We start from the raw sequence: 21526 nt of genomic DNA on the forward strand, positions 1-21526 counted from the left end.
GGCCGTTGCCGTTCTGGCTCAGCTCCGTTTGTTCAACGCACGACCGTGCGCAGTTCGGCGATCATTCCACCGCCATTTTCCGGCGTGTCATGATAGGCGATGATGACCTCGCTACCGCGAATGGCCGCCGCCTCTTCGTCGCTGAGCGGAAGGTCGACCCTCCGCTTGCCGATTTCGGGATAGATGGCGATGCCCTTTTGCACGATGATCGGTTTCGCCTGACCAGGCTTCATCACGCGGAATTCGCCATAGACCGATCGGGTTCCTTTGCGGGTCGCATCAAGCTCAAGCACCGGACCATCCTCGTCGCGGCCCAAACGGGCGTTGGCGAGCGCGGCGGTAGCCGAGAGATTGCCTTTGCGGACAATGATGGGGATGGTGATGCCATAGAGCGGGATCAGCTGGATCTTGAGATCGCTCGCCCCTGCCTCATCGGTTACCGCCTGAGTCTTCGGAATCGCACGGAAGAGCATATGCACGCGATATTCACCATCGGGCAGGGTATCGGCGGGATTGAGGCCAATGCGGATCGACTGTGGCTGGTTGGGCGGCAAGGTCACGCGGCGCGGCGCATAGCGGACCAGCGCCAGTGCGGCCTTTTCGGCTTCGTTGGTTCCAGCCGGATCGATGTCCTCCAGACGGCCGTCTTCCCCCATCCGTTTGATCTCGAGTGAGATGCGATAGGTGGTTTCTTCGGCGCCGACATTGTTGAGGATCACTTGTGTGCCGCGCTTGCCATCGAGAATGACGCGTGTCGGCGCGACCAGCAAATCGCCGGCAGCCTGTGCGGGCGCACCCGACAAGGCCGCGATCGCAACCAGCCCGCTCAATGTAGCCACAGCCATATTCCGAAGAAACTTCATATATTTAACCTGTCTCATCTGGTCCAATGCGGATGGGAAACACGGGTATCCCTCCATTTCGGACTAACAGGACATGGTTACCAAGCCGCTAACGATGCGGCGGGAACCAAGGAAAAACCCCGGCAAGCGCTGGGCCTGCCGGGGTTTTTGAGGTCTGGTCGCAGCTTTGGGCTGCGTTTCAGTTCTTATTGATATTCAGCGGTCACGTCGAACGTGCCGGTGTAGGTGCCTGCAACCTGGTTCGGGTTCAGCGAGATGGTGCCGCCAACATAGACGGTCTGCAGCGAAGCCGAGTTAAAGGTGATGCTGGCATTCGACAGCGTCAGGCCAGAAAGCGCTATGTCAGCACCCGGTCCGGTCAACGGAGCGGGGTTGCCGACGGTCAGGTCAATGACTTCACCGTTGGTGGCCTGAGTCACCTGGAAGCTGGCCGGAGCACCGCCGCTGATGGCAATAACACCGGTAGCCGAAGGCGTTGCGCCCGAAGCGGCGCCGAGCGAAACCGTGCCGCCAGCGGCCGAAGCAGCGACAACACCGAAATCAAGGTCGGTAACAGCCGAAAGCTGCACAGCGGCAAGCACCTGAACGGTGGCATCGGCCTGTTCAGTGGCAGCATAAGCGGCATTCGAAACCATGCCGGTAGCGACGATTGCGCCAGCAAGCGCAAGCTTCATCTTGTTGATCATTTATCTGGTCCCTTTTGCGACAAACTAAAAAATTCGGAATGCCCCACTGCATTCACGGTCGCTTATGGACATCGAATCATAAGATGATGCTTCTGCGCATGGTTAACGCGCTATAGTTAATTCGCACATAAAATGCATATGATACAGATATTTATAGGATTAACGCGGCGGATATTGGTACACAATAGCCTTATAAAATCACGTAAAATTTCAGAATTGCTCGCCCGTCAGGCGCTGACACAGCATGTCGAGCTGGTCGAGGCTGCGATATTCGAAGGTGACAGCGCCTGCCCCGCCCTGCCCCTTATGTGCGATCTTTACCTTGAGTCCTAGAAGGTCGCCCAAATGCTGTTCGACGGCGCGGATATCAGCATCGTTGTTCGAGCCTTGTTGAATACGTGGCTTGGGAGCCTTGCCCTCGTCGACGCGTGAACGGCGGACCAATGCCTCGGTCTGGCGAACCGACAGACCTTGCTTGACGACCACCGCCGCCAGACGGGCGCTGTCTTCGCTGCCCAGCAAGGCGCGCGCGTGGCCCATCGACAATTTGCCTTCGATCACCAGCTCGCGGACCAGCGTCGGCAATTCGAGCAAACGCATCATATTGGCGACATGGCTGCGCGACTTTTCGACAATCGCCGACAATTCGTTCTGGCTATGGCCGAAATCGTCGCACAGCTTGCGATAGGCCTCCGCCTCTTCGATCGGGTTCAGATCCTGGCGCTGGATGTTCTCGATCAGTGCGATTTCGAGCGTTTCCTCGTCGGAAAGCTCGCGCACAACCGCCTTCATCTGGTGCAGTTGCGCCTTTTGCGCCGCGCGCCAGCGTCGCTCGCCAGCCACAATCTGATAGCTGCCGCCATGCGGGCGCACCAATATCGGTTGGATCAACCCGTGGCGCTTGAGGCTCGCGGCCAGTTCCTGCAGCGATTCCTCGCTGAAATGCAGGCGCGGCTGCGCGGGATTGGGGTGGATGTCGGCTGTGGCGATAGTCGATACACCGTCAAACGCTTGCGATCCTCCGGAAGAGGCAGATTCGCCCCCACCTGCAACGCGGCTCGCGCTTCGATCGAGCGACACTTCACCCAAAAGCGCATCAAGGCCCCGGCCCAGCCCCATTTTCTTGCGCAGCGGCTTCTCCCCTTCGCTCATGCTGCCATCTCCTGTGCGGGCAGGCGCGCCAGCAGTTCGCGCGCGAGGTTCATATAGGCCTCCGAGCCCGAGCAGCGGTGATCATAAATCAAGGCGGGCAGGCCGTGGCTCGGCGCCTCGGAGAGGCGAACATTGCGCGGGATCACAGTTTCGAACACCAGATCGCCCAGACAACTGCGCACATCCTCTGCCACTTGATCGGTCAGGCGATTGCGGCGATCAAACATGGTGAGCGCCACGCCGAGGATCGAAAGCGATGAATTGAAGCGATTCTGGATCCGCTCAACTGTTTGTAAAAGCTGGCTTAATCCCTCTAGCGCGAAAAATTCGCATTGCAGCGGCACCAGAATCGAATCCGCGGCGACCAGCGCGTTGATCGTCAGCATGCCGAGCGAAGGCGGGCAATCGATCAGGCAAACATCCCAGCGGCTTTCTTCAACCGCCAATGCCTTTTGCAGTTTATGCGCGCGATCGGGATGGTCGACCAGCTCTACCTCTACGCCCGACAGGTCAACCGTGGCCGGAAGGATATCGAGGCCCGGGATCATGGTTCCAGCGACAGCTTCGGCGAGCGTGGATTCGCCCATCAACAGATTATAGCTACTATATTCGCGATCGGCGGCTTTCACGCCGAGGCCTGTCGAGGCATTGCCTTGCGGGTCGAGGTCTATCAGCAGGCAACGACGACCGCAGGCGGCCAAGGCTGTGGCCAGATTGATCGCGGTCGTCGTCTTGCCGACGCCGCCCTTCTGGTTCGCAATGGCGATCCGGATCATCTCTTCCGCCGTCCTTTCGCCGCAGCACCAGCATTTGTCCCGGAAACGGGCCGAATATTGGTTCCGCGCACTGTGCCCACCAAAATCCCCGCTTCGGGGTCGGTCACGCTGGGTTGGACCGAGAAATCCAAATCCCACGCCTTTCGGGCTTCCTCAAGTTCATTAACCGCATTTCGTCCCTTTGGCAGCAGCCATTTCGTCTTATCTGTGGAAAATCGCGCGGATAAGTTCAGCAATTTAGGGAGAGGTGCGAAGGCGCGGGCGCTGATTACATCATATTTCTGCGTTTCGACGCGCTCGACAGGCATCCCGGCAACCTCCGCCCGACCTTCAAGACCAAGATGTGCTAAGGTCCGCTCAAGATAATCGATACGCTTGGCGCGCGATTCAACCAGAGCGACTTTCCAGTCGCTAAGCAACGCGATGACGATACCCGGGAAGCCCGCGCCGGCTCCAAGATCAATCCATTGGCCAGGGCCGGAAGGCGCAAAGGCCAGCAATTGTGCGCTGTCAACGATGTGCCGCACCCAGATTTGGTCAAGCGTTGACGCAGAGATAAGGTTTTGCTCCGTCGCCTCAGCCTTGAGAAAAGCGACAAAGGCCTCCAGCTTCTCCCATGTTTCACGTGGAACATCGAAATTCTGTTCGAGCCATTTCCGGGCTTCATCTTCGATCATGCGGCCTGCTTGGCGCTGGCTTGCGCGCGCTTGGCATGGACGAGAATGGCGGCCAGTGCTGCGGGTGTGATCCCGCGAATCCGGCTCGCCGCTGCAAGCGTATCAGGGCGTGCGCTATCGAGCCGCTCAACCATCTCGTTCGAAAGTCCAGCCATGGCGCGATAATTGATGCTGTCGGGAATTCCGATGCGCTCATTTGCCGCCAAGTCGCGTAATTCTGCTGCCTGCCGATCGATATAGGGCGCATAGCGGCCATCCTGCTCCAGCTCGGCCATCACATCTTCAGACCAATACTCTGACAGTTGTGCTTGTGTTTCACGTGAAACATTCAACAGATCGGCCAAGCGGACATCCGGGAAGCGGAGCCAATCGATTAGCGCCATTCTGCCTGTATCGCGCTTTACAGATAAGCCTGCCGCGATCAGTTGGTCAGCCGTTGCCTCGTTATCCAATAGTGCAGCAAGCCGCGTTTTCTCGGATGATTTCGCTTCATACTGCGCCTTTCGACCAGCACCGACGACACCAGCCTCTATCCCCAACGGCGTGAGTCGTGTGGCGGCATTATCGGCGCGAAGCCTTAATCGATACTCGGCACGAGCCGTGAGCATACGATAGGGCTCGGTCACACCGTGAAGCACCAGATCATCGACCATCACGGCGATATAGCTGTTCGAGCGATCGAGCGGGGGCATGTTCCGACCCAATATCGCGCTCGCGGCCCCCATACCAGCTACCAAGCCTTGCGCCGCCGCCTCCTCATAGCCGGTGGTGCCGTTGATCTGGCCGGCGCAATAAAGCCCTTCAAACTCGCGTACTTTGAGCGTCCGGTCGAGTGCCCGCGGATCGATATAGTCATATTCCACGGCATAGCCGGGAACGACCATTTCAACCGTTTCCAGCCCTTGCATCGAACGAACCATCGCCAGTTGGACATCGGACGGCAGCGAGGTCGAAATGCCGTTCGGGTATATCAAATGGCTGTCGAGCCCCTCGGGCTCGAGGAAGATCTGATGACCTTCGCGGTCGCCAAAACGAAAAATCTTGTCCTCAATTGATGGGCAATAGCGCGGGCCCTGACCCTGAATTGCCCCACCGAAGAGCGGCGAACGATCGAGACCGCCGCGAATGATGTCGTGGGTTTGCGCATTTGTCCGCGTGATTGCACAGAATAGTTGCGGCACATGGCGACGCGCAGTCATCGCCGACATTGTCCAACTGCCATCGTCCGAGGGCTGCTCTTCAAGAACCGCCCAGTTGATCGTGCGCCCGTCAAGGCGCGGTGGCGTGCCGGTTTTGAGCCGCGCCATCGGCAAACCAGCGCTGCGGATCTGCTCGGCCAGTTTGATCGCCGACGCTTCACCGACGCGACCGCCGGTCAGGCGCTCTTCGCCGCGAAACAGCGTTCCGCCTAGAAATGTCCCTGTACAGAGAATGACAGCTTTGGCTGCCAAAGCGGTGCCGTCCGAAAGATCGAGCCCCGCCACTTTGCGTTCACTGCTACCCGATTCGAAACGTAGCTCGGCAGCCTCGCCCTCGATAACGGTAAGATTGGGCGTTGCCGCAACCTGGGCGTGGACCGATGCCTTGAACAATTTGCGGTCGGCCTGAATACGCGGCCCCTGCACCGCAGCCCCTTTGGAGGCATTGAGCATGCGGTAATGGATCGCTGCATCATCGGCGGCCCGCGCGATCAGCCCGTCAAAGGCATCTACCTCGCGGACCAGATGCCCCTTACCCAATCCGCCTATGGCCGGGTTGCACGACATGGCACCGATGGTGTCTCTGGCAAAGCTGACCAATGCTGTGCGCACACCCATGCGCGCAGCAGCGGTGGCCGCTTCCACACCCGCATGCCCGCCGCCGATCACGACAACGTCAAAATCTATATCTGCCCGATTGCTCATCGCCGCTGCGCATAGCGCACCCGCTCCCAAGCGTCAAAATATGTCGAAGATGTTCCACGTGGAACAGGCGCTATTTACCGATGCAGAATCGCCCGAACAGTGCATCGAGCATGTCTTCGGTACTGGCTCGCCCCGTCAGCGCGTCGAGCGCAAGTCGAGCCTGCCGCAACTCCTCAGCCATAATCAGCGGATCTTCCGCCTTGATGGCGTGTGACAGGAACAGCACCGTATCCCGCAGCAAATGCCTTTGCCGCTGGTTGAGCGCGAAAGCATCGGGCGGAGGCAGCATGTCGCGACCATATGTGGCGAGCAGCTGAACCAGTTCACCCATACCGTCCCCTGTCTTGGCCGATACGATGAGCGCTTCAGATTTGCGAACATGTTTGGCCATATCCGCCTTCGCTTCAATCTCGATCAACTTCGAATGCGTTGGTCCCTGACCTTCCGGCCCGAGCCACAACAGCATGTCCGCCTCTGCGATCGCCTTGTTCGCGCGCTCTATGCCGATCGCCTCAATGGCATCGCCGCTATCATCACGAAGCCCGGCGGTGTCGGTGAAGAGGAACGGTATCCCCTCAAGCGCCACCGGCACCTCGATCACATCGCGCGTGGTGCCGGCAATATCGGACACAATCGCAGCCTCGCGCGCGACCAAAGCGTTGAGCAAGGTGGATTTGCCGATATTGGGTGGGCCAGCCAGCACGACGCGCAAACCATCGCGCAATTTCTCTGCAGCAGGCAGCTTCAGATGCCCTTCTATGGCGTCATGAAGTTTTCTACAACCATTTGTTATTTTAGAATAATCCTGTTCATCAACGTCGCCTTCGTCGGAAAAATCCAGTTCCGCCTCCAGCATCGCGGCAAGCCGCAACAGGGTTTCGCGCCAACCCTCAACGGCACGACTGAATGCCCCGCCCGCCATCGCCGCTGCCGAACGGCGCTGCCATTCGGTTTCGGCGGACAACAAATCGGCCAGCCCCTCGGCTTCGTTGAGATCGATCCGGCCATTGGAAAAGGCGCGGCGGGTGAACTCGCCCGCCTCAGCCTTTCTAAGCCCCAGAATCGCACCAAGTGCTGATTCGACTCCCCGAACCACAGCCCGGCCGCCGTGCAGGTGGAGTTCGGCCAAATCCTCACCCGTAGCCGTCGCAGGCCCCGGAAAGATCAGCACCAGTGCCTGATCAAGCAGACTTCCGTCATGGGGATCGGTCAGACTGCGCAACGTAGCCCTACGCGGGGGAGGTAATGTGCCTGAGAGCCGCTTTACCGCCTCGAGCGCCTTGGGCCCGCTGATCCGCACAACCGCGATCGCGGCAGGCGGCGCGCCGCTGGACAGCGCGAAGATCGTATCAACGCTGTCCATAGGGTGAAGCTACTTCTTGTCCTTGCCGCCCAGGCCACCACCAGCGAGTCCGCCCATCAAGCTTTTGATGAAATCCATGCTCTGATCACCCATTGGGACCCAGTTGCGGATCATTCCCTGCACCATATCGGGCGTCAGGCCTTTGTCGGCGACCTTTTTCAGCTTGTCGAGATAGACCTCATGCACTTCGGACAGATCGGGCAGCCCCATCAGGCGCCGAACCTCTTCGGGGGTCGTATCGACTTCAATGTTGAATTTCATGGTTAGCCTCCCTGCCTTTCGGGCAATAACCCGATTGTCGATCACACTATAGTCGCATAAGCGCGAGGGGCAATTTTTTGATTTCGGGAGAAAGACCATGGGTGAAATGACCACGATCCGCGCATTTGACGAAGAAGCCCTGTTCGGTGCCTATGTTGCCAAACCGTCAAGCGAAGCCAAGGCTGCGATTATCGTGATTCCGGAAATCTTCGGTGTGAATCCCGGTATCCGGCAGAAATGCGACTCTTGGGCTGCTGCGGGCTATCTTGCAGTCGCGATCGACATTTTCTGGCGGTTCGCGCCGGGCGTCGAACTTAACCCCGACGTCGAGGCGGAGCTGCAGGAAGCCTTTGGCTATTTCCAGACCTTTGCCGACACCAAGGGTTCGGACAGCGCGGTGAAGGATATCAAGGCTGCCGTCCAAGCCATCCGTCGCGGTGAACTCGGCACGCCTGCTGTGCAGAAGGTCGGTTGCGTCGGTTACTGCCTTGGCGGGCGCCTCGCCTATATGGCCGCAACGCGCACCGATGTGGACGCATCGGTCGGCTATTATGGCGTCATGATTGATACGATGCTGGGCGAGAGCCACGCCATCGCCAATCCGTTGATGCTGCATATCCCGACCGCCGACCATTTTGTCGGCCCCGAAGCACAGGCTGCGATGCATGCTGGTCTGGATAGTCATCCCAAAGTCGTCTTGCACGACTATGTCGGGCTCGATCATGGCTTTGCCGCCGAGATGGGCAATCGCAGGGATGAGGAAGGTGCCAAGCTCGCCGATTCACGCACTGTTGCGTTCTTTTCGGAGCATTTGGGTTAGCGACTGGTCTCGGCCAGATAATAGTCGCTGCGGCCTTGCGGATTGGCGGGAGTACTAAACAACATCAAAAAAGGCAGGCCTAGATATAATGGGGAACTTAGGCCGATTTTCATCGTGGTGAGTAGCAACACCGCGTAGGCCGAACCCAGATTTGCTAGCAGTAGCTTGATAACCGCTGTCTGTAGACCTTCACTGAACTGCCAATCCGACGCCGCAAAGGTTTCGGCGACAATCTGGCTGGCATCGTCATGTTGCCAATCGGGAACGGTCAGCAGATAATGGCCCAGTGCCACAGAATTGACTGAGACAGATGCGTGGGCTTCGCCGCTGATTCGGACGATAATTCCGGCGGCATCCAGCATCGAAGCAACCACCAAAGCCTCAGACCGTGAAACGATATGCGCTATCGGAACCATTTTGCCCGCCATGCAAGAAACTTAGGTCAGTTGCCGTTCCGTGCAAGACGAAATTGCAAATTGCGCTTCACGCCTTCCCATTCATTGGCGAGGATCGAATAGAGCACGGTGTCTCGAACGCGACCGTCAAGAATCTGGTGGTTGCGGATTAGGCCGTCGCGCTTGGCGCCCAACCGCTCAATCGCTCGCTGCGAGGCGAAGTTGAAATGGTCGGTACGGAACTGGACGCAGACGCAATCCATAGTTTCAAAAGCGTGAGTCAGGAGAAGTAGTTTGGCTTCGCTGTTGATCGGCGAGCGCTGCACCCTTCTGGCGTAAAAGGTTGTGCCAATCTCCAGCCGACGATGCGGCGCATTGATCCGCATATAGCGGGTGGCACCTACGACAGTGCCGCTAGCACTTTCGATCACCACAAAAGGCATGATCCGGCCCCAACCCAGCTCGCGTTCGGCTCGGTCGAGATAGGTCTTAATCGAATCCGGCCCCGGAACGACAGTGTAGAACAGCTCCCACAGCTTGCCGTCGCTGGCAGCATCAACGATGGCAGGTCCGTCACTGCGAACCATCGGCCGCAACGCCACATGGAGGCCCTCGAGTACCGGTTGCTCGGTCCAGTGGTCCGCCATTACGCTGGTCTTAGCCGCCAATCATCGGGGCAATGAACTTGCCGAGGCCCAATTGCGGGTCGATCCAGCCCTCATAGATCATCTTGCCCGCCACATAGACGATTACCGCCAAGCCAATCCACGCGATCCAGCGGTAACGTTCGATATATTTGGCAATGATATTGGCAGCGATCCCCATCAGCGCGACCGCGAAGATAAGGCCGACGATCATGATACCCGGATGGTCCTTGGCTGCACCCGCAACCGCAAGCACATTATCGAGGCTCATAGAGACGTCGGCAATGGCGACCGCCCAGGCGGCGCCAACAAAGCTCTTCGCCGACTTGATGCCCGAATCCTCGTCACCGGTGATTTCAGGCGAACCGGGGGAATCGCTGCCATGATCGGCACCAATATCGCGGTACATGCGCCACGCCACCCAGAGCAGCAGCACGCCGCCCGCAAAGATCAAACCGACGATGCCCAGCAGCCATGTGACCATAAGGGCAAAGGCAACGCGCAATACCAGCGCGGCGATGACGCCGATGGCAATCACTTTCTTGCGCTGGTCGGCCGGAAGCCCTGCGGCGAGCGCGCCAACGACGATAGCATTGTCACCCGCCAGCACGACGTCGATCATCAAGACTTGCAAGAATGCAGACAGCGCCGAAGGCGAACCGATATTCGAAAAATCCTTGACGATCGCCGCCCAGATTTCGGCAGGGCCGCCTAGTGAAGGTGCGGCAGCGGCGCTGGCAAATAACAATTCAATCACAGCGGGTCCTCAAAATAGTCGACGCTTGGCATAGGGTCATAGAATGGATGGAGCAAGGCCCGCCATTGCGCATAGCGCTCGGATTTGCGGAATCCGTCGCGATGGTCGGCAATCGAATCCCAGCGCACCAAAAGCAGATAGAGTCCCGGCTTTTCGGCGGCAGGCCGAACCTCGATTCCCCGAAAACCGGGCGATGCGGCAATCAGTGGCTTGGCTTGCGCCAACGCCGCCTCAAATGCCGCTTCCTCACCAGCCCGAACCTGCAATAACGCATGTTCAATGATCATGCGGGCGCTGCCTTACTGGTTCATCGAGTCGAAGAAATCCTCGTTGGTCTTCGAATCTTTCATCTTGTCGAGCAGGAATTCCATCGCGTCGACAGTACCCATCTGCATCAGGATGCGGCGCAGCACCCACATTTTGGTGAGCTTGTCCTTTTCGACCAGCAGCTCTTCCTTGCGGGTGCCCGATTTGCCGACATCCAATGCCGGGAAGATGCGCTTGTCGGCAACCTTACGGTCAAGCACGATTTCCGAGTTACCCGTGCCCTTGAATTCTTCGAAGATGACTTCGTCCATGCGGCTGCCGGTATCGATCAGCGCGGTGGCGATGATCGAGAGCGAACCACCTTCCTCGATATTACGCGCGGCACCAAAGAAGCGCTTCGGACGCTGCAGCGCATTGGCATCAACACCGCCGGTCAGCACCTTGCCCGATGAAGGGACAACGGTGTTGTAGGCGCGACCGAGGCGGGTGATCGAGTCGAGCAGGATGACGACGTCATGCTTATGCTCGACCAAACGCTTGGCCTTTTCGATCACCATTTCGGCAACCTGGACGTGGCGGGTGGCAGGCTCGTCAAAGGTTGAGGATACAACCTCGCCCTTCACCGAACGTTGCATGTCAGTGACTTCCTCGGGGCGCTCGTCGATCAGGAGGACGATCAGGAAGACTTCGGGATGGTTGTCGGTGATCGCCTTGGCGATATTCTGCAGCAGCACGGTTTTACCGGTACGCGGTGGTGCCACGATCAGGGCGCGCTGGCCCTTGCCCTGCGGGCTGATGATGTCGATCACCCGCGCCGACTTGTCCTTGACCGTCGGGTCGGTCGCGTCGAGCGTCAGCTTCTGGTCGGGATAGAGCGGAGTCAGGTTGTCGAAATTGACCCGGTGGCGCACGGCGTCGGGATCTTCAAAATTGACCTGGAGCACCTTGGTCAGCGCGAAATAACGCTCACCATCCTTGGGCGCACGGATTTCGCCTTCGACGGTGTCGCCGGTGCGCAGGCCATATTGGCGCACCATATTGGGTGAGACGTAAATATCGTCGGGACCAGCAAGATAATTGGCTTCGGGTGAGCGCAGGAAGCCGAAACTGTCGGGAAGAACCTCGATCGTGCCTTCGCCGATGATCTGCTCGCCATCTTCCGCCATTTCCTTGAGGATGGCGAACATCAGGTCCTGTTTGCGCAGCGTCGAGGCACCCTCAATCTCGAGCTCTTCGGCCATCGAGACGAGTTCGGCGGGTTTTTTGTTCTTGAGGTCTTTTAAATGCATGTGCGTGTTCCGCTGGAAAATAGACTGCCGACGTAAAGAGCTGCCGGCTGGATATGGAAAGGTCGATGGCGCTGTCGTTGAAAAGAGGAATGCGCCTCACGCCCAGGACGGGCTTGGGCACTAATTAGGCTTTTGGGCCCGAATAGTCAATGCCGGTTAGAAGAGTTTGGGTCGGTCAGAAGGGCTTGGCGACCACCAATATGACGATGATCGCCGCGGCAATCCCTGGCACTTCGTTGAGGATGCGCAATTTCTTGCCTTCGATCGGGCGCTCGCCCACGGCCAGTTTCTTCGCGTATCCGACCATCCAACCATGATAGGCTGAAAGCCCAAGCACCGCGAGCAGCTTGGCATGGAACCAACCCTCGCTCAGCGCCGAAATGTGCCAGGCGAGCAACAGGCCGACGACCCAGACGATCACCATTGAGGGGTTGAGGATGATCCGCACCAGCCGCCGCTCGCGCTCGACCCAGCGGCTTGCTTCGTCCGACCCTTCAGGGCTTTCCTGATGATAAACGAAGAAACGTGGCAGCATGAACAGCCCCGCCATCCAGAAAATCACAAAGATGATATGCGCCGATTTGAGCCAGAAATAGAGCAATGCGATGGTTTCCGTCATTCGGGAATCCGCCTTGGTTATCCCCCGCGCACCAAGTTAAGCAGCTTTTCGACATGCGCAATGGGCGTGTGCTGCAAAATACCATGGCCGAGGTTGAAAATATGCGGGCGGTTTTCAAAGGCGGCCAGAATCCGGGCGACCGCACTTTCCAAAGCCTCACCTCCTGCCATCAAGGCCAAAGGATCGAGATTGCCCTGCACCGGCAGGCCTTCGGGCAATGACGCGTTTGCCCAAACCGGATCAACCGTTTCGTCGAGGCCTATCGCGTCAGGCTTTACCTCACTGGCATAAGCTACCAGCTTGGCGCCTGCCCCCTTTGGGAAACCGATGATCGGCGTGTCCGGATGGCGTTCGCGCAGAGCCGAGACAATTGCCGCATTGGGCGCAATCACCCAGCGTTCAAACTGCGCCGGGCTCAACGAACCCGCCCAGCTATCGAACAGCTGAACCGCATCGACACCGGCTTCGATCTGTTTGGACAAATAGTCGACCGTCGTTGCGGTTATGGCGTCAATCAGGTCGCCGAACTTCTGCGGGTCCGAATAGGCCTGTGCGCGTGTCTCCGCATGATCCTTGCTGCCCTGCCCCGCCACCATATAGGTCGCAACGGTCCAGGGGCTGCCTGCAAAGCCCAGGAAGGTGGTTTCGGCAGGTAGGGCCGCCCTGACCTTGCGAACAGTCTCGTACACCGGCTCCAGCCGCTCAGGGGCAGGGGTGAAGTCCCGCCAGTCATTCTCGGATAGTTTGGGTGCCAGCCGCGGACCCTCGCCCGTCTCAAACCACAGATCCTGCCCCATCGCATGCGGGACGACGAGGATATCGGAAAAGAGGATCGCACCATCAAAGCCAAAGCGGCGGATCGGTTGCAAGGTGATCTCGCACGCCGCATCGCTATCATAAGCCAGTTCGAGGAAACCGCCCTTCTCCGCCCGCAATTCGCGATATTCGGGCAGATAGCGCCCAGCCTGACGCATCAGCCAGACGGGTGGCACGTCAAACTTTTGACCGCGCAATACGGCAAGCAATTTGCGGGAGGGATTTTCGGTCGCCATCGGGGAGTCCAATAAACAATAAAGAAGAATCTAAGGATGATGAAATATGATGTGCTGTGGGCAAGTGAGGCCCTTAGGGGTGAATACCCTTTTTGCCAACATGTTGACTCTGGAAGTTGACCTGAGCCTGACGATTCGATGTTAACCGTCCCCGCTATTCACAGGCTGTGGAAAGCTGTTTCAGGCTGTGGATGAGCTGTGCCCGACTCCGGAGGTGAATCGACAGGTAGCGCGCATAAATTCAGGGCTGATTTTCATCCCTTGATTTATCCCCAAGCTGCCCACAAAGCTGTGCGCGAAGGACATAATTTTGCAGAACCGCATCCATCTACATCTGCTTTCGGACTCCACCGGCGAAACGCTGGAAAATATCGCCAAGGCCGCGCTTGCCCAGTTTGACGAGGTCGATGTCGTCAAGCATTTCTGGCCGATGGTGCGGTCTGAGGCGCATCTTGACCGCATCCTGATCGACGTGGCGGCCAATCCCGGGCTGGTGCTGTTCACTTTGGTCAATGTCGCAATGCGGCAGAAGCTGGAGGCGCGATGCCGCGCGCTCGGTTTGCCCACCGTGGCTGCACTCGATGCCGTAACCGACGCGCTTTCAGGGATATTGGGGCAGCAAGCCAAGGCGCGGCCGGGGCGGCAGCATGCGCTCGACGCCGCTTACTTTGCGCGGGTGGAGGCGATACAATACACCATTGCGCATGATGACGGGCTCAACCACCATGAATGGGAGGAGGCCGACATCGTTCTCGCAGGCGTTTCGCGCACCTCGAAAACGCCGACGAGCATCTACCTTGCCAATCGCGGTTACAAGACCGCCAACATTCCGCTGGTGCCGGAATCGCCGCCGCCGCCCGCACTCTACACTTTGAAGCATCCGATGGTGGTTGGTCTTGTCACCAGCGCCGACCGGCTGGTGCAGGTGCGGCGCAACCGCCTGTTGTCGCTCAACCAGGCGCCCGACACCGACTATGTCGCCGAAGACAAGGTGAAGGAAGAAATCGCCTTTGCCCGGCGCATCTTTGGCGACAATGGCTGGCCAGTGATCGATGTCACCCGCCGCTCGATCGAAGAAAGTGCGGCGGCAATCATCAATCTGTTCAACGAACGCAACAGTCAGGAAACGTCACCGGCGGTGGAGGGTGAGTCTTGACCCGCATCATCCTTGCTTCAACAAGCAGTTCCCGAAAGCAAATACTTGAAAATATTGGTTTAAAGTTCGACGTCATGGCACCAATGGTCGATGAAGATGCGATCAAGGAAAGTCTGCAGGCGGAAGGTTTGGGCCCGCGAAATATCGCCGATGCGCTTGCAGAGGCCAAGGCGGTCAAGCTGTCGGTGAAGCATCCGGGGGCACTGGTGATCGGTGCGGACCAGATGCTGGCGCTCGACGAAGGGCCGTTGTTCGATAAACCAGGCAGCCCTGAAATTGCCCGTGCCCAATTGACCCTGATGGCGGGCAAAAGCCACCGCCTGTTCAGCGCTGTCGTGGTTGCGCAATCGGGCGAACCATTGTGGCGCCATGTCGGGACAGTCAGAATGCATGTCCGGCCCTTGAGTCCGGCCTTCATCGATTCTTACGTCGCCAGAAACTGGGACTCTATCCGTCACTGCGTTGGTTGTTACCAGATCGAGGCAGAAGGCGCCCAGTTGTTCACGCGGATCGAGGGTGATCATTTCGATATTCTGGGATTGCCGCTTTTGCCCTTGCTGGCTTATCTGCGCGAGCGGAAGGAAATGCCGTCATGACGTCCTATGCCGAAGTGATCGGCGATCCGATCAAACATAGCAAATCGCCGTTGATCCACGGTTTCTGGTTGAAAAAGCTGGGAATTGTAGGCGGCTATCACGCACATCATGTGCTGGCCGAAGATCTTGCAGCCTATTTTGAAACCCGCGGGGCTGATCCCGATTGGCGCGGGTGCAACATCACAATCCCCCACAAGATTGCCGCACTCGATCACGTTACCGACCCCGGTGGAGTGCGTCAGTCGATCGGTGCGATCAACACCGTCTTTCGCGGCGAAAGGGGTCAGTTGATCGGGACCAATACCGATGCCGCAGGATTCTTCGCCCCAATAGCCGAGGATGAGTGGGCATTTCGCGACGCGATTGTCATCGGCGCGGGCGGCGCGGCGCGGGCGATCCTGTTCGCGCTGGCGCAGGCCGATATCGGCTCGGTGACCATATTGGCGCGCAGCCCCTTGAAAGCAGCAGCTCTGCTCAGCCATTTTGGTTTGAAGGGGCAAGTGCTCAAAATGGATGCCCGCTTGCCGCCCGCCGAGCTGCTGGTGAATTCAAGCCCGCTGGGGATGGCTGGCCAGTTACCTCTCGAAATCGACCTGTCGCCACTTCCGGAAAATGCGGTGGTATATGACATTGTTTACACGCCACTTGAAACGCGCCTGCTGGCACAGGCGCGCGAGCTTGAGCTCGATACGGTCGACGGGCTTGATATGCTGATCGGTCAGGCGGCCTTTGCCTTCGAACTCTTCTTCGGTCAGGCGCCCCCCGCCGATTGCGAAGACGAACTCCGCGCGTTGTTGCTCAAATGACTGACGCCGCGAAACGCCCGATGATCATCGGACTTACCGGCTCGATTGCGATGGGGAAATCGACCGTCTCGCAAATGTTTGTCGATGAGGATATCCCGCATTTCGATGCCGATGCCGCGGTGCACAAGCTGCAAGGTCCGGGCGGGGCGCTGGTCGATGCAATCGAGGCGGCCTTTCCGGGAACCACTGGTCCGCACGGCGTCGACCGGCTGAAACTGGGGCCGATCGTGCTGGGTGACAAGGCGAAGCTGGCAAAGCTCGAGGGCCTCATTCACCCAGCCGTCGGCAAATTGCGCGTCGATTTCCTCGAAGTGCATCGCGATGCTCCGATGGTGTTGTTCGACATTCCGCTGCTTTTCGAAAAAGGCGGGCATGAGGGGGTCGACAAGATTCTCGTGGTCTCGGCTCCAGCTGAACAGCAACGGCGCCGCGCACTTGCCCGCGAAGGCATGACGATTGAGAAGTTCGAGCATATCCTTTCGCTGCAGATGCCCGATGCCGAAAAGCGCAAACGCGCCGATTTTGTCATCGATACCGGCACAAGCATTGCCGATACGCGCGAACAGGTGCGCACGCTGATTAAAAAACTGCGCGCAAGCCTTGCAGACTCGCATAATTAGGCCGATATGAATCGGCAGAATGCGAGAGATTATTTTCGATACCGAAACCACCGGTTTCGACCCGTTGACCGGAGACAGGATGGTCGAGATCGGGTGCATCGAAATGGTCGGTCGGGTAATGACCGGCGCAACCTTCCACTGCTATTTCAACCCCGAACGTGCGATGCCGTCGGCGGCTGAAGCGGTGCATGGGCTTTCGGACAAATTCCTCTCGGACAAACCGCTTTTTGCCAGCCAGGCTGATGCCCTGCTCGAATTTCTCGGCGACAGCCCGCTGGTCGCGCACAATGCCAGTTTCGACTTCGGCTTTCTCAACATGGAACTGCAACGCTGCGGCCGGCCAGCAGTCGATATGGCACGAATGATCGACACAATTGCGATTGCCCGCACCCGACATCCGGGCGCAAAGCTCTCGCTTGACGCCTTATGCACGCGTTATGGGATTGATCGCAGCCACCGCACCAAGCACGGCGCGCTGCTCGATGCCGAATTGCTGGCGCAACTCTATATCGAACTGACTGGTGGACGGCAGATCGGGCTGGGATTTTCCGATGCCTCTGGTGCCAGCATCGAAATCGAAACCACACGCATTTCGCTGGTCCGTACGGACCGGCATTTCCATGCACCACGACAGCACCAGCCTCTTCCTGAGGAACTGGAGCGTCACCGTGCATTTGTCGCAACTATCAAGGACGCGCTCTGGACCGAAGAGGAAAGGCGCGCGCATTCGCCAAGTGATTGACCGCCATTCCTTTCGGAACGGCATTAATAAGGAGCAGAACCATGGATATAAGGGTCTCGGGGCATCAGTTGGAAACCGGCGACGCGCTGCGCACCCATGTCGAATCGCGTTTGGGCGGGATTGCCGACAAATATTTCTCCAAGGCTCTTTCCGCACAGGCAACGGTTGGCCGCGCGCCGCATGACAAATTTTCCTGCGATATCATCGTTCATGTCATGCAGGGACTGATCCTAAAAGGGCGCAGCGAAGCATCTGATGCGCATCTGGCGTTTGATGGCGCCGCCGAAAAGATCGAAAAGCAGCTGCGCCGCTATATGCGCCGCCTGCAAGACCGGCATGAACAGACCGCGCACGCGCTTCGGCAGGAAGAGGCAGCTTATACCGTGTTCGATGCCGGTGATGTCGAGGCCGAAGCCCCGCCGCCCGAAGCCCCCGTCATTGTTGCCGAGATGAGTGTCGACATCCCCGAATCGAGCGTTTCGGATGCCGTCATGCTGATGGATTTGCGCAACACCCCGGCGCTGCTCTTCAAAAACGCTGGCACTGGACGACATAATATGGTTTACCGCCGCGAAGACGGCACGATCGGGTGGGTTGAACCGAAATCCACGCCCTGAAATCGTTCTAAGTCAAAGTATATTCACTTTAGGGATCAATGATTTGAATATTGCTTCGGTGCAGGTTCGCCGGTGCAATGGGGTATTATGATGATTCGTATAACGACCCGGCTGGTCGATGGCGCGGTACTCGCTGACATCGAATGCGCCGATAAAAACTGCTTGCTCGACACTGTTTCGAGGTTGGCCGCCGAAAATTACGGCGTCGATGCCTCTATGGTTCAGGAAGGGCTGCATGAGCGCGAACGGCTTGGCCCCACCGGCTTTGGCGGCGGCACCGCGATTCCGCATTGCAAGGTCGATGGCCTTGATGCTCCTGCCGGTGTTTTTGTGCGTCTGGTCAAACCGGTCGATTATGGCGCCGTGGATGACGAACCCGTCGATCTGGCCTTTGCTCTCTTCTCGCCGGTGAATGACGGCGCCGCGCATCTGAAGGCGCTGGCAGAGGTTTCGCGCATGTTCCGTGATGAAGCCAGTTGTGCCCAGTTGCGCGGGGCCAAGGATGCAGGCGCGCTGTTCGCCCTGCTCAGCCCGATTGAGGAGCGCGATGCCGCCTGACGGCACCGCTAAGGCGCTTCGATGATCGAGCCTAGGCTCGCTTCGCACATGTTGGTTTCCGGATTGATCCGGCAGGCAGAGGCGCATGGCGGCTTTGCGGCCGTGCTGCGCAAGGGTGACCGGACGGCTGGAGCGATCCTGCTGTTGCGGCGCGAAAAAGGACAGAATCCAGCCCTTTTTGAGCGGTTTCCTAGTCTGGATGGACCTGCCGCCTGGACGCGAGTAACCATAGAAGATATTGATATAGAAGAGAAAATTTCCATTTTTATTGCTCGTCGAGTGGTGCGCGACCCCGATATCTGGGTTTTGGAACTGGACGTCCCGTCTGCAGAACGGTTCACCGACATATTGGCATCGATGAATTGACATTGTTGCGCCGCACAATAGATGCGCGCGCAGTGATAGCGAAGGTTGCCTGCACGTTCTGGGGTGGAACAAGGCAAACACGCAAGTCGGACGTGGAAGATTTGACGCACATATAAGCAAAGTACCAACCGCGCGTCATTGGCGACACAGCCGCACAACGAACTGACATAATGAAATTCCTCCTCAAGACCGCACCTGCTGCGGTTGTTTCGCTCACGCTACTCGGCGGAGCTGCTTATTCGGACGCCGGTTTTGCATTCGGCGCTTCAAATGGCGAAAAATTGTCGGCACAGACGATCAGCATCGATCCGACTGTCCTCGCCGCCGACCAGGCCGCATTGACCGCGGCAACCACCGGAAGCGTTTCGGTGACCAAACTTCAAAATAGCGATTTGATGTTCACCCCCGGGACTGGGTCACCCACTGCTGATGTGCGTGACGATGAGCCCGTCGCTGAAGACAATGAAATTCTCAAAGCGAACAGCCTTTCCGAACTGGTTCGCGCGCATGGCGCGCCGAATGAGCTGAACGCCGAAGAACGCTGCCTTGCCGGCGCGGTTTATTTCGAATCCAAGGGTGAATCGCTCGAGGGCCAGCTGGCCGTTGCTCGTGTGGTGATGGCGCGCGCCAAATCAGGCCGCTTCCCCACATCGCTGTGCGGCGTGGTCTATCAGAAAAGCCAATTCTCCTTTGTGCGCGGCGGCAAAATGCCCTCGATCAACACCGGAAGCCTGCACTGGCGTAACGCCGTGGCGATTACCCGCATCGCCCTTGACGGCAGCTGGAAAAGCCCGGTCGAAGGCGCGCTCTTCTTTCACGCGCGTTATGTGTCGCCCGGCTGGCGCCTGAAGCGCATTGGTTCGATCGACAACCATATTTTCTATCGCTGATATCTATCAGTCGAGAACACAAGGGTCGCATTCCATCCGGGACTGCGGCCCTTTTCTTTGCCTCAAGCGGGTTTCGACAATTCGACGCCCCGATCGCGTGCGGCTTTCAGCGTTTCAGTCACCAATTGCTGCAATCCGGCATCGAGAACCGAAAGGCCTGCCGCCGTTGTGCCCCCTGGGCTGGTAACGCGCCGCGCCAGTTCTTCGGGGCTGGCGTCGGACCCGACCGCCAGATCGACTGCGCCATCGACCATTGTTTTGGCCAATGTGGCTGAAACTTCGGGATCGAGGCCGAGCGCTTCACCGGCTTTCGCCAGCGCATCGATAAAGCGATAGACGAAGGCGGGGCCAGACCCTGCCAGCGCGGTAACCGCATCCATCAGCGGTTCTTCTGAAATCCACACCGACGTGCCCAAAGGGCTGAGCAGAGTTTCGATCTCGGCCCGCAGCGCCGCTTCGCCGGAGGATTCGAACAAACCGAGTGGTGATTTACCCAGAGCGGCGGCGAGATTGGGCATCAGTCGGACGATCGCTCGACCGGGCAGAGCTGATTGCAAAGTCTTGATACGAACTCCTGCCATGACCGAAAACACCTGCGCGTCTTCCGTCAGCACCGATTCAAGCTGGCTGGAAATATCAGCAAAAATCTGCGGTTTGACAGCTGCCAGAGCAACGCCGACCTTTCTGCCAACCTGCGAAGCGTCGGTAAAATGCGCCACCCCCTTTGGAAGCGACTGCGCCATCGGGTCGACTACGATGAATGAAGCAGGATCGGCGCCGCCCGCTATCCAGCCCTCGAGCATCGCCCCGCCCATATTGCCACAGCCGAAGAACAGCAGGGGATTATCGCGCGAAATTTCCATCATCGGCCTATTCGTGGCGCAGCCGCAGGTGGATGACAAGGCCTGATGGCAGTTCGCTGCCGGGTGCACCGACATGCCGCACCGCGTCGGCGCGCGCGCGATTGACCAGTTCGTCGCCTATGGGGCCGTCGATATAGATATGGTCGGCCTGACCAAGCAGTCGCGCAGTGCGCAGGGTCAGGTCTTCGGGATCTGACGAATGGAGGTCGATCGCCACAACACCCGAAGCGGGGATGGCGCCGCCCTTATCCAGCCATTCGTCAACCTTATCGGCGCTATCCGGATATAGCGGGTCGAGCGCTCCGCCCGGCGCAAGTGCGGTGTCAATCTGTCGCCGCCGGTCGGCGCCATCGGGCCAGCGCGCACGGACAGCATCGCGTGCCGATTGCAAGCGCAGCGCCAGTTCGCCGAGTCTGGCGGGCAGGATTCGCTCGATCGCCTGCCGAACCATCTTCGCCAATCCTGCCGAGGCCCCTCCGGTGCCGATCGCAACGAGCAGCGGATCACGGTCGATTATGGCAGGCGTGGTGAAATCGCACAGGTCGGGTTGATCGACGACATTGACCAGCAGGCCGCGCGCCTTCAGCCGCGAAGCAGTATCGGCGGCGATGTTTCGATCTTCGATGGCAACAAAGGCGAGGCGTGCATCGGTGTTTTTTTCATCGACACAGAGTCCGCCCGCTCGCTCGATCAGGCGCCTCTTGGCATCCGCTGCATCGCCTTCACCCAGCAGGATGACCGGCTTGCCGCGGATCGTGACGAAGAGCGGCAACTGGTTCATGGCTTA

Annotated in this window: 27 protein-coding genes; 10 read left to right on the forward strand and 17 right to left on the reverse strand. The window is 58.5% G+C overall.

Annotated elements, in window-relative coordinates; translation table 11 throughout:
• Positions 1-32: 32 nt before the first annotated feature.
• From ABL922_RS01185 to ABL922_RS01220, 8 genes are all read right to left on the reverse strand, one after another.
• Positions 33-863 (reverse strand): molecular chaperone, encoded by an 831-nt coding sequence (locus ABL922_RS01185; RefSeq protein WP_349022376.1) that lies wholly within the window; start codon positions 861-863, stop codon positions 33-35.
• Positions 864-1048: 185 nt separating this feature from the next.
• Positions 1049-1549 (reverse strand): DUF4402 domain-containing protein, encoded by a 501-nt coding sequence (locus tag ABL922_RS01190; protein WP_349022377.1) that lies wholly within the window; start codon positions 1547-1549, stop codon positions 1049-1051.
• 210 nt (positions 1550-1759) lie between these two features.
• Complete coding sequence (locus ABL922_RS01195) at positions 1760-2701, reverse strand: ParB/RepB/Spo0J family partition protein (protein WP_349022378.1); 942 nt, start codon at positions 2699-2701, stop codon at positions 1760-1762.
• A complete protein-coding gene (locus ABL922_RS01200; protein WP_349022379.1) occupies positions 2698-3477 on the reverse strand; it encodes a ParA family protein in 780 nt (259 codons plus the stop codon). Before ABL922_RS01200 ends, ABL922_RS01195 begins: the two co-directional genes overlap by 4 nt.
• Positions 3474-4154 (reverse strand): 16S rRNA (guanine(527)-N(7))-methyltransferase RsmG, encoded by a 681-nt coding sequence (gene rsmG, locus ABL922_RS01205; RefSeq protein ID WP_349022380.1) that lies wholly within the window; start codon positions 4152-4154, stop codon positions 3474-3476. Before rsmG ends, ABL922_RS01200 begins: the two co-directional genes overlap by 4 nt.
• On the reverse strand, positions 4151-6058 hold the full coding sequence (gene mnmG, locus ABL922_RS01210; RefSeq protein ID WP_349022381.1) for a tRNA uridine-5-carboxymethylaminomethyl(34) synthesis enzyme MnmG: 1908 nt from the start codon (positions 6056-6058) through the stop codon (positions 4151-4153). Before mnmG ends, rsmG begins: the two co-directional genes overlap by 4 nt.
• Before the next feature lie 70 nt (positions 6059-6128).
• A complete protein-coding gene (mnmE, locus tag ABL922_RS01215; RefSeq protein ID WP_349022382.1) occupies positions 6129-7421 on the reverse strand; it encodes a tRNA uridine-5-carboxymethylaminomethyl(34) synthesis GTPase MnmE in 1293 nt (430 codons plus the stop codon).
• 9 nt (positions 7422-7430) lie between these two features.
• Positions 7431-7682 carry a DUF6489 family protein gene (locus ABL922_RS01220; protein WP_298604969.1) on the reverse strand — a complete coding sequence of 84 codons (252 nt, stop codon included), beginning with the start codon at positions 7680-7682 and terminating at the stop codon, positions 7431-7433.
• Between the two features lie 97 nt (positions 7683-7779).
• Here ABL922_RS01220 and ABL922_RS01225 point away from each other — a divergent pair, with 97 nt between their 5' ends.
• Complete coding sequence (locus tag ABL922_RS01225; protein ID WP_349022383.1) at positions 7780-8502, forward strand: dienelactone hydrolase family protein; 723 nt, start codon at positions 7780-7782, stop codon at positions 8500-8502.
• Here the strand turns inward: ABL922_RS01225 and ABL922_RS01230 are convergent.
• The 7 genes from ABL922_RS01230 to hemE form a co-directional block, all read right to left on the reverse strand.
• The gene (locus ABL922_RS01230; protein ID WP_349022384.1) at positions 8499-8930 is read right to left on the reverse strand and encodes a hypothetical protein; all 432 of its coding nucleotides are present in this window, start codon (positions 8928-8930) and stop codon (positions 8499-8501) included. The two genes, ABL922_RS01225 and ABL922_RS01230, sit on opposite strands and share 4 nt — an antisense overlap.
• 14 nt (positions 8931-8944) lie before the next feature.
• On the reverse strand, positions 8945-9544 hold the full coding sequence (locus ABL922_RS01235; RefSeq protein WP_349022385.1) for a GNAT family protein: 600 nt from the start codon (positions 9542-9544) through the stop codon (positions 8945-8947).
• A gap of 10 nt (positions 9545-9554) precedes the next feature.
• A complete protein-coding gene (locus tag ABL922_RS01240; protein WP_349022386.1) occupies positions 9555-10298 on the reverse strand; it encodes a TerC family protein in 744 nt (247 codons plus the stop codon).
• Positions 10295-10585, reverse strand: a complete 291-nt coding sequence (locus tag ABL922_RS01245) for an antibiotic biosynthesis monooxygenase (RefSeq protein WP_349022387.1) — start codon at positions 10583-10585, stop codon at positions 10295-10297. Before ABL922_RS01245 ends, ABL922_RS01240 begins: the two co-directional genes overlap by 4 nt.
• A 12-nt stretch (positions 10586-10597) precedes the next feature.
• Positions 10598-11854, reverse strand: coding sequence for a transcription termination factor Rho (gene rho / locus ABL922_RS01250; protein WP_349022388.1), 1257 nt, complete (start codon positions 11852-11854; stop codon positions 10598-10600).
• A gap of 175 nt (positions 11855-12029) precedes the next feature.
• Positions 12030-12473, reverse strand: coding sequence for a CopD family protein (locus tag ABL922_RS01255; RefSeq protein ID WP_349022389.1), 444 nt, complete (start codon positions 12471-12473; stop codon positions 12030-12032).
• Positions 12474-12490: 17 nt separating this feature from the next.
• On the reverse strand, positions 12491-13525 hold the full coding sequence (gene hemE, locus ABL922_RS01260) for a uroporphyrinogen decarboxylase (protein WP_349022390.1): 1035 nt from the start codon (positions 13523-13525) through the stop codon (positions 12491-12493).
• Positions 13526-13832: 307 nt separating this feature from the next.
• Between hemE and ABL922_RS01265 the strand changes: the two genes are divergently transcribed.
• The 9 genes from ABL922_RS01265 (at position 13833) to ABL922_RS01305 (ending at position 19876) form a co-directional block, all read left to right on the forward strand.
• Positions 13833-14681 (forward strand): pyruvate, water dikinase regulatory protein, encoded by an 849-nt coding sequence (locus ABL922_RS01265; protein ID WP_349022431.1) that lies wholly within the window; start codon positions 13833-13835, stop codon positions 14679-14681.
• A complete protein-coding gene (locus tag ABL922_RS01270) occupies positions 14678-15277 on the forward strand; it encodes a nucleoside triphosphate pyrophosphatase (RefSeq protein WP_349022391.1) in 600 nt (199 codons plus the stop codon). The genes ABL922_RS01265 and ABL922_RS01270 overlap by 4 nt, the downstream gene beginning before the upstream one ends.
• Positions 15274-16083, forward strand: coding sequence for a shikimate dehydrogenase (locus tag ABL922_RS01275; RefSeq protein WP_349022392.1), 810 nt, complete (start codon positions 15274-15276; stop codon positions 16081-16083). Before ABL922_RS01270 ends, ABL922_RS01275 begins: the two co-directional genes overlap by 4 nt.
• Positions 16080-16703, forward strand: a complete 624-nt coding sequence (coaE, locus tag ABL922_RS01280; protein WP_349022393.1) for a dephospho-CoA kinase — start codon at positions 16080-16082, stop codon at positions 16701-16703. The genes ABL922_RS01275 and coaE overlap by 4 nt, the downstream gene beginning before the upstream one ends.
• A 19-nt stretch (positions 16704-16722) precedes the next feature.
• Positions 16723-17445 carry a DNA polymerase III subunit epsilon gene (gene dnaQ / locus ABL922_RS01285; protein WP_349022394.1) on the forward strand — a complete coding sequence of 241 codons (723 nt, stop codon included), beginning with the start codon at positions 16723-16725 and terminating at the stop codon, positions 17443-17445.
• A 41-nt stretch (positions 17446-17486) separates the two neighbouring features.
• Complete coding sequence (raiA, locus tag ABL922_RS01290; protein ID WP_349022395.1) at positions 17487-18062, forward strand: ribosome-associated translation inhibitor RaiA; 576 nt, start codon at positions 17487-17489, stop codon at positions 18060-18062.
• 87 nt (positions 18063-18149) lie between these two features.
• The gene (locus ABL922_RS01295; protein WP_349022396.1) at positions 18150-18620 is read left to right on the forward strand and encodes a PTS sugar transporter subunit IIA; all 471 of its coding nucleotides are present in this window, start codon (positions 18150-18152) and stop codon (positions 18618-18620) included.
• A 48-nt stretch (positions 18621-18668) separates the two neighbouring features.
• Complete coding sequence (locus ABL922_RS01300; protein ID WP_349022397.1) at positions 18669-18986, forward strand: DUF1491 family protein; 318 nt, start codon at positions 18669-18671, stop codon at positions 18984-18986.
• Positions 18987-19156: 170 nt separating this feature from the next.
• Entirely contained in the window at positions 19157-19876 is a 720-nt protein-coding gene (locus tag ABL922_RS01305; RefSeq protein WP_349022398.1) for a cell wall hydrolase, read from the forward strand.
• Positions 19877-19938: 62 nt separating this feature from the next.
• Here the strand turns inward: ABL922_RS01305 and proC are convergent, their stop codons facing one another.
• Positions 19939-20742, reverse strand: a complete 804-nt coding sequence (gene proC / locus ABL922_RS01310) for a pyrroline-5-carboxylate reductase (protein WP_349022399.1) — start codon at positions 20740-20742, stop codon at positions 19939-19941.
• Positions 20743-20746: 4 nt separating this feature from the next.
• The gene (locus ABL922_RS01315; RefSeq protein WP_349022400.1) at positions 20747-21520 is read right to left on the reverse strand and encodes a siroheme synthase; all 774 of its coding nucleotides are present in this window, start codon (positions 21518-21520) and stop codon (positions 20747-20749) included.
• Positions 21521-21526 lie beyond the last annotated feature (6 nt).

This window comes from Sphingorhabdus sp. (assembly GCF_040079335.1).
Taxonomy (GTDB): domain Bacteria; phylum Pseudomonadota; class Alphaproteobacteria; order Sphingomonadales; family Sphingomonadaceae; genus Sphingorhabdus_B.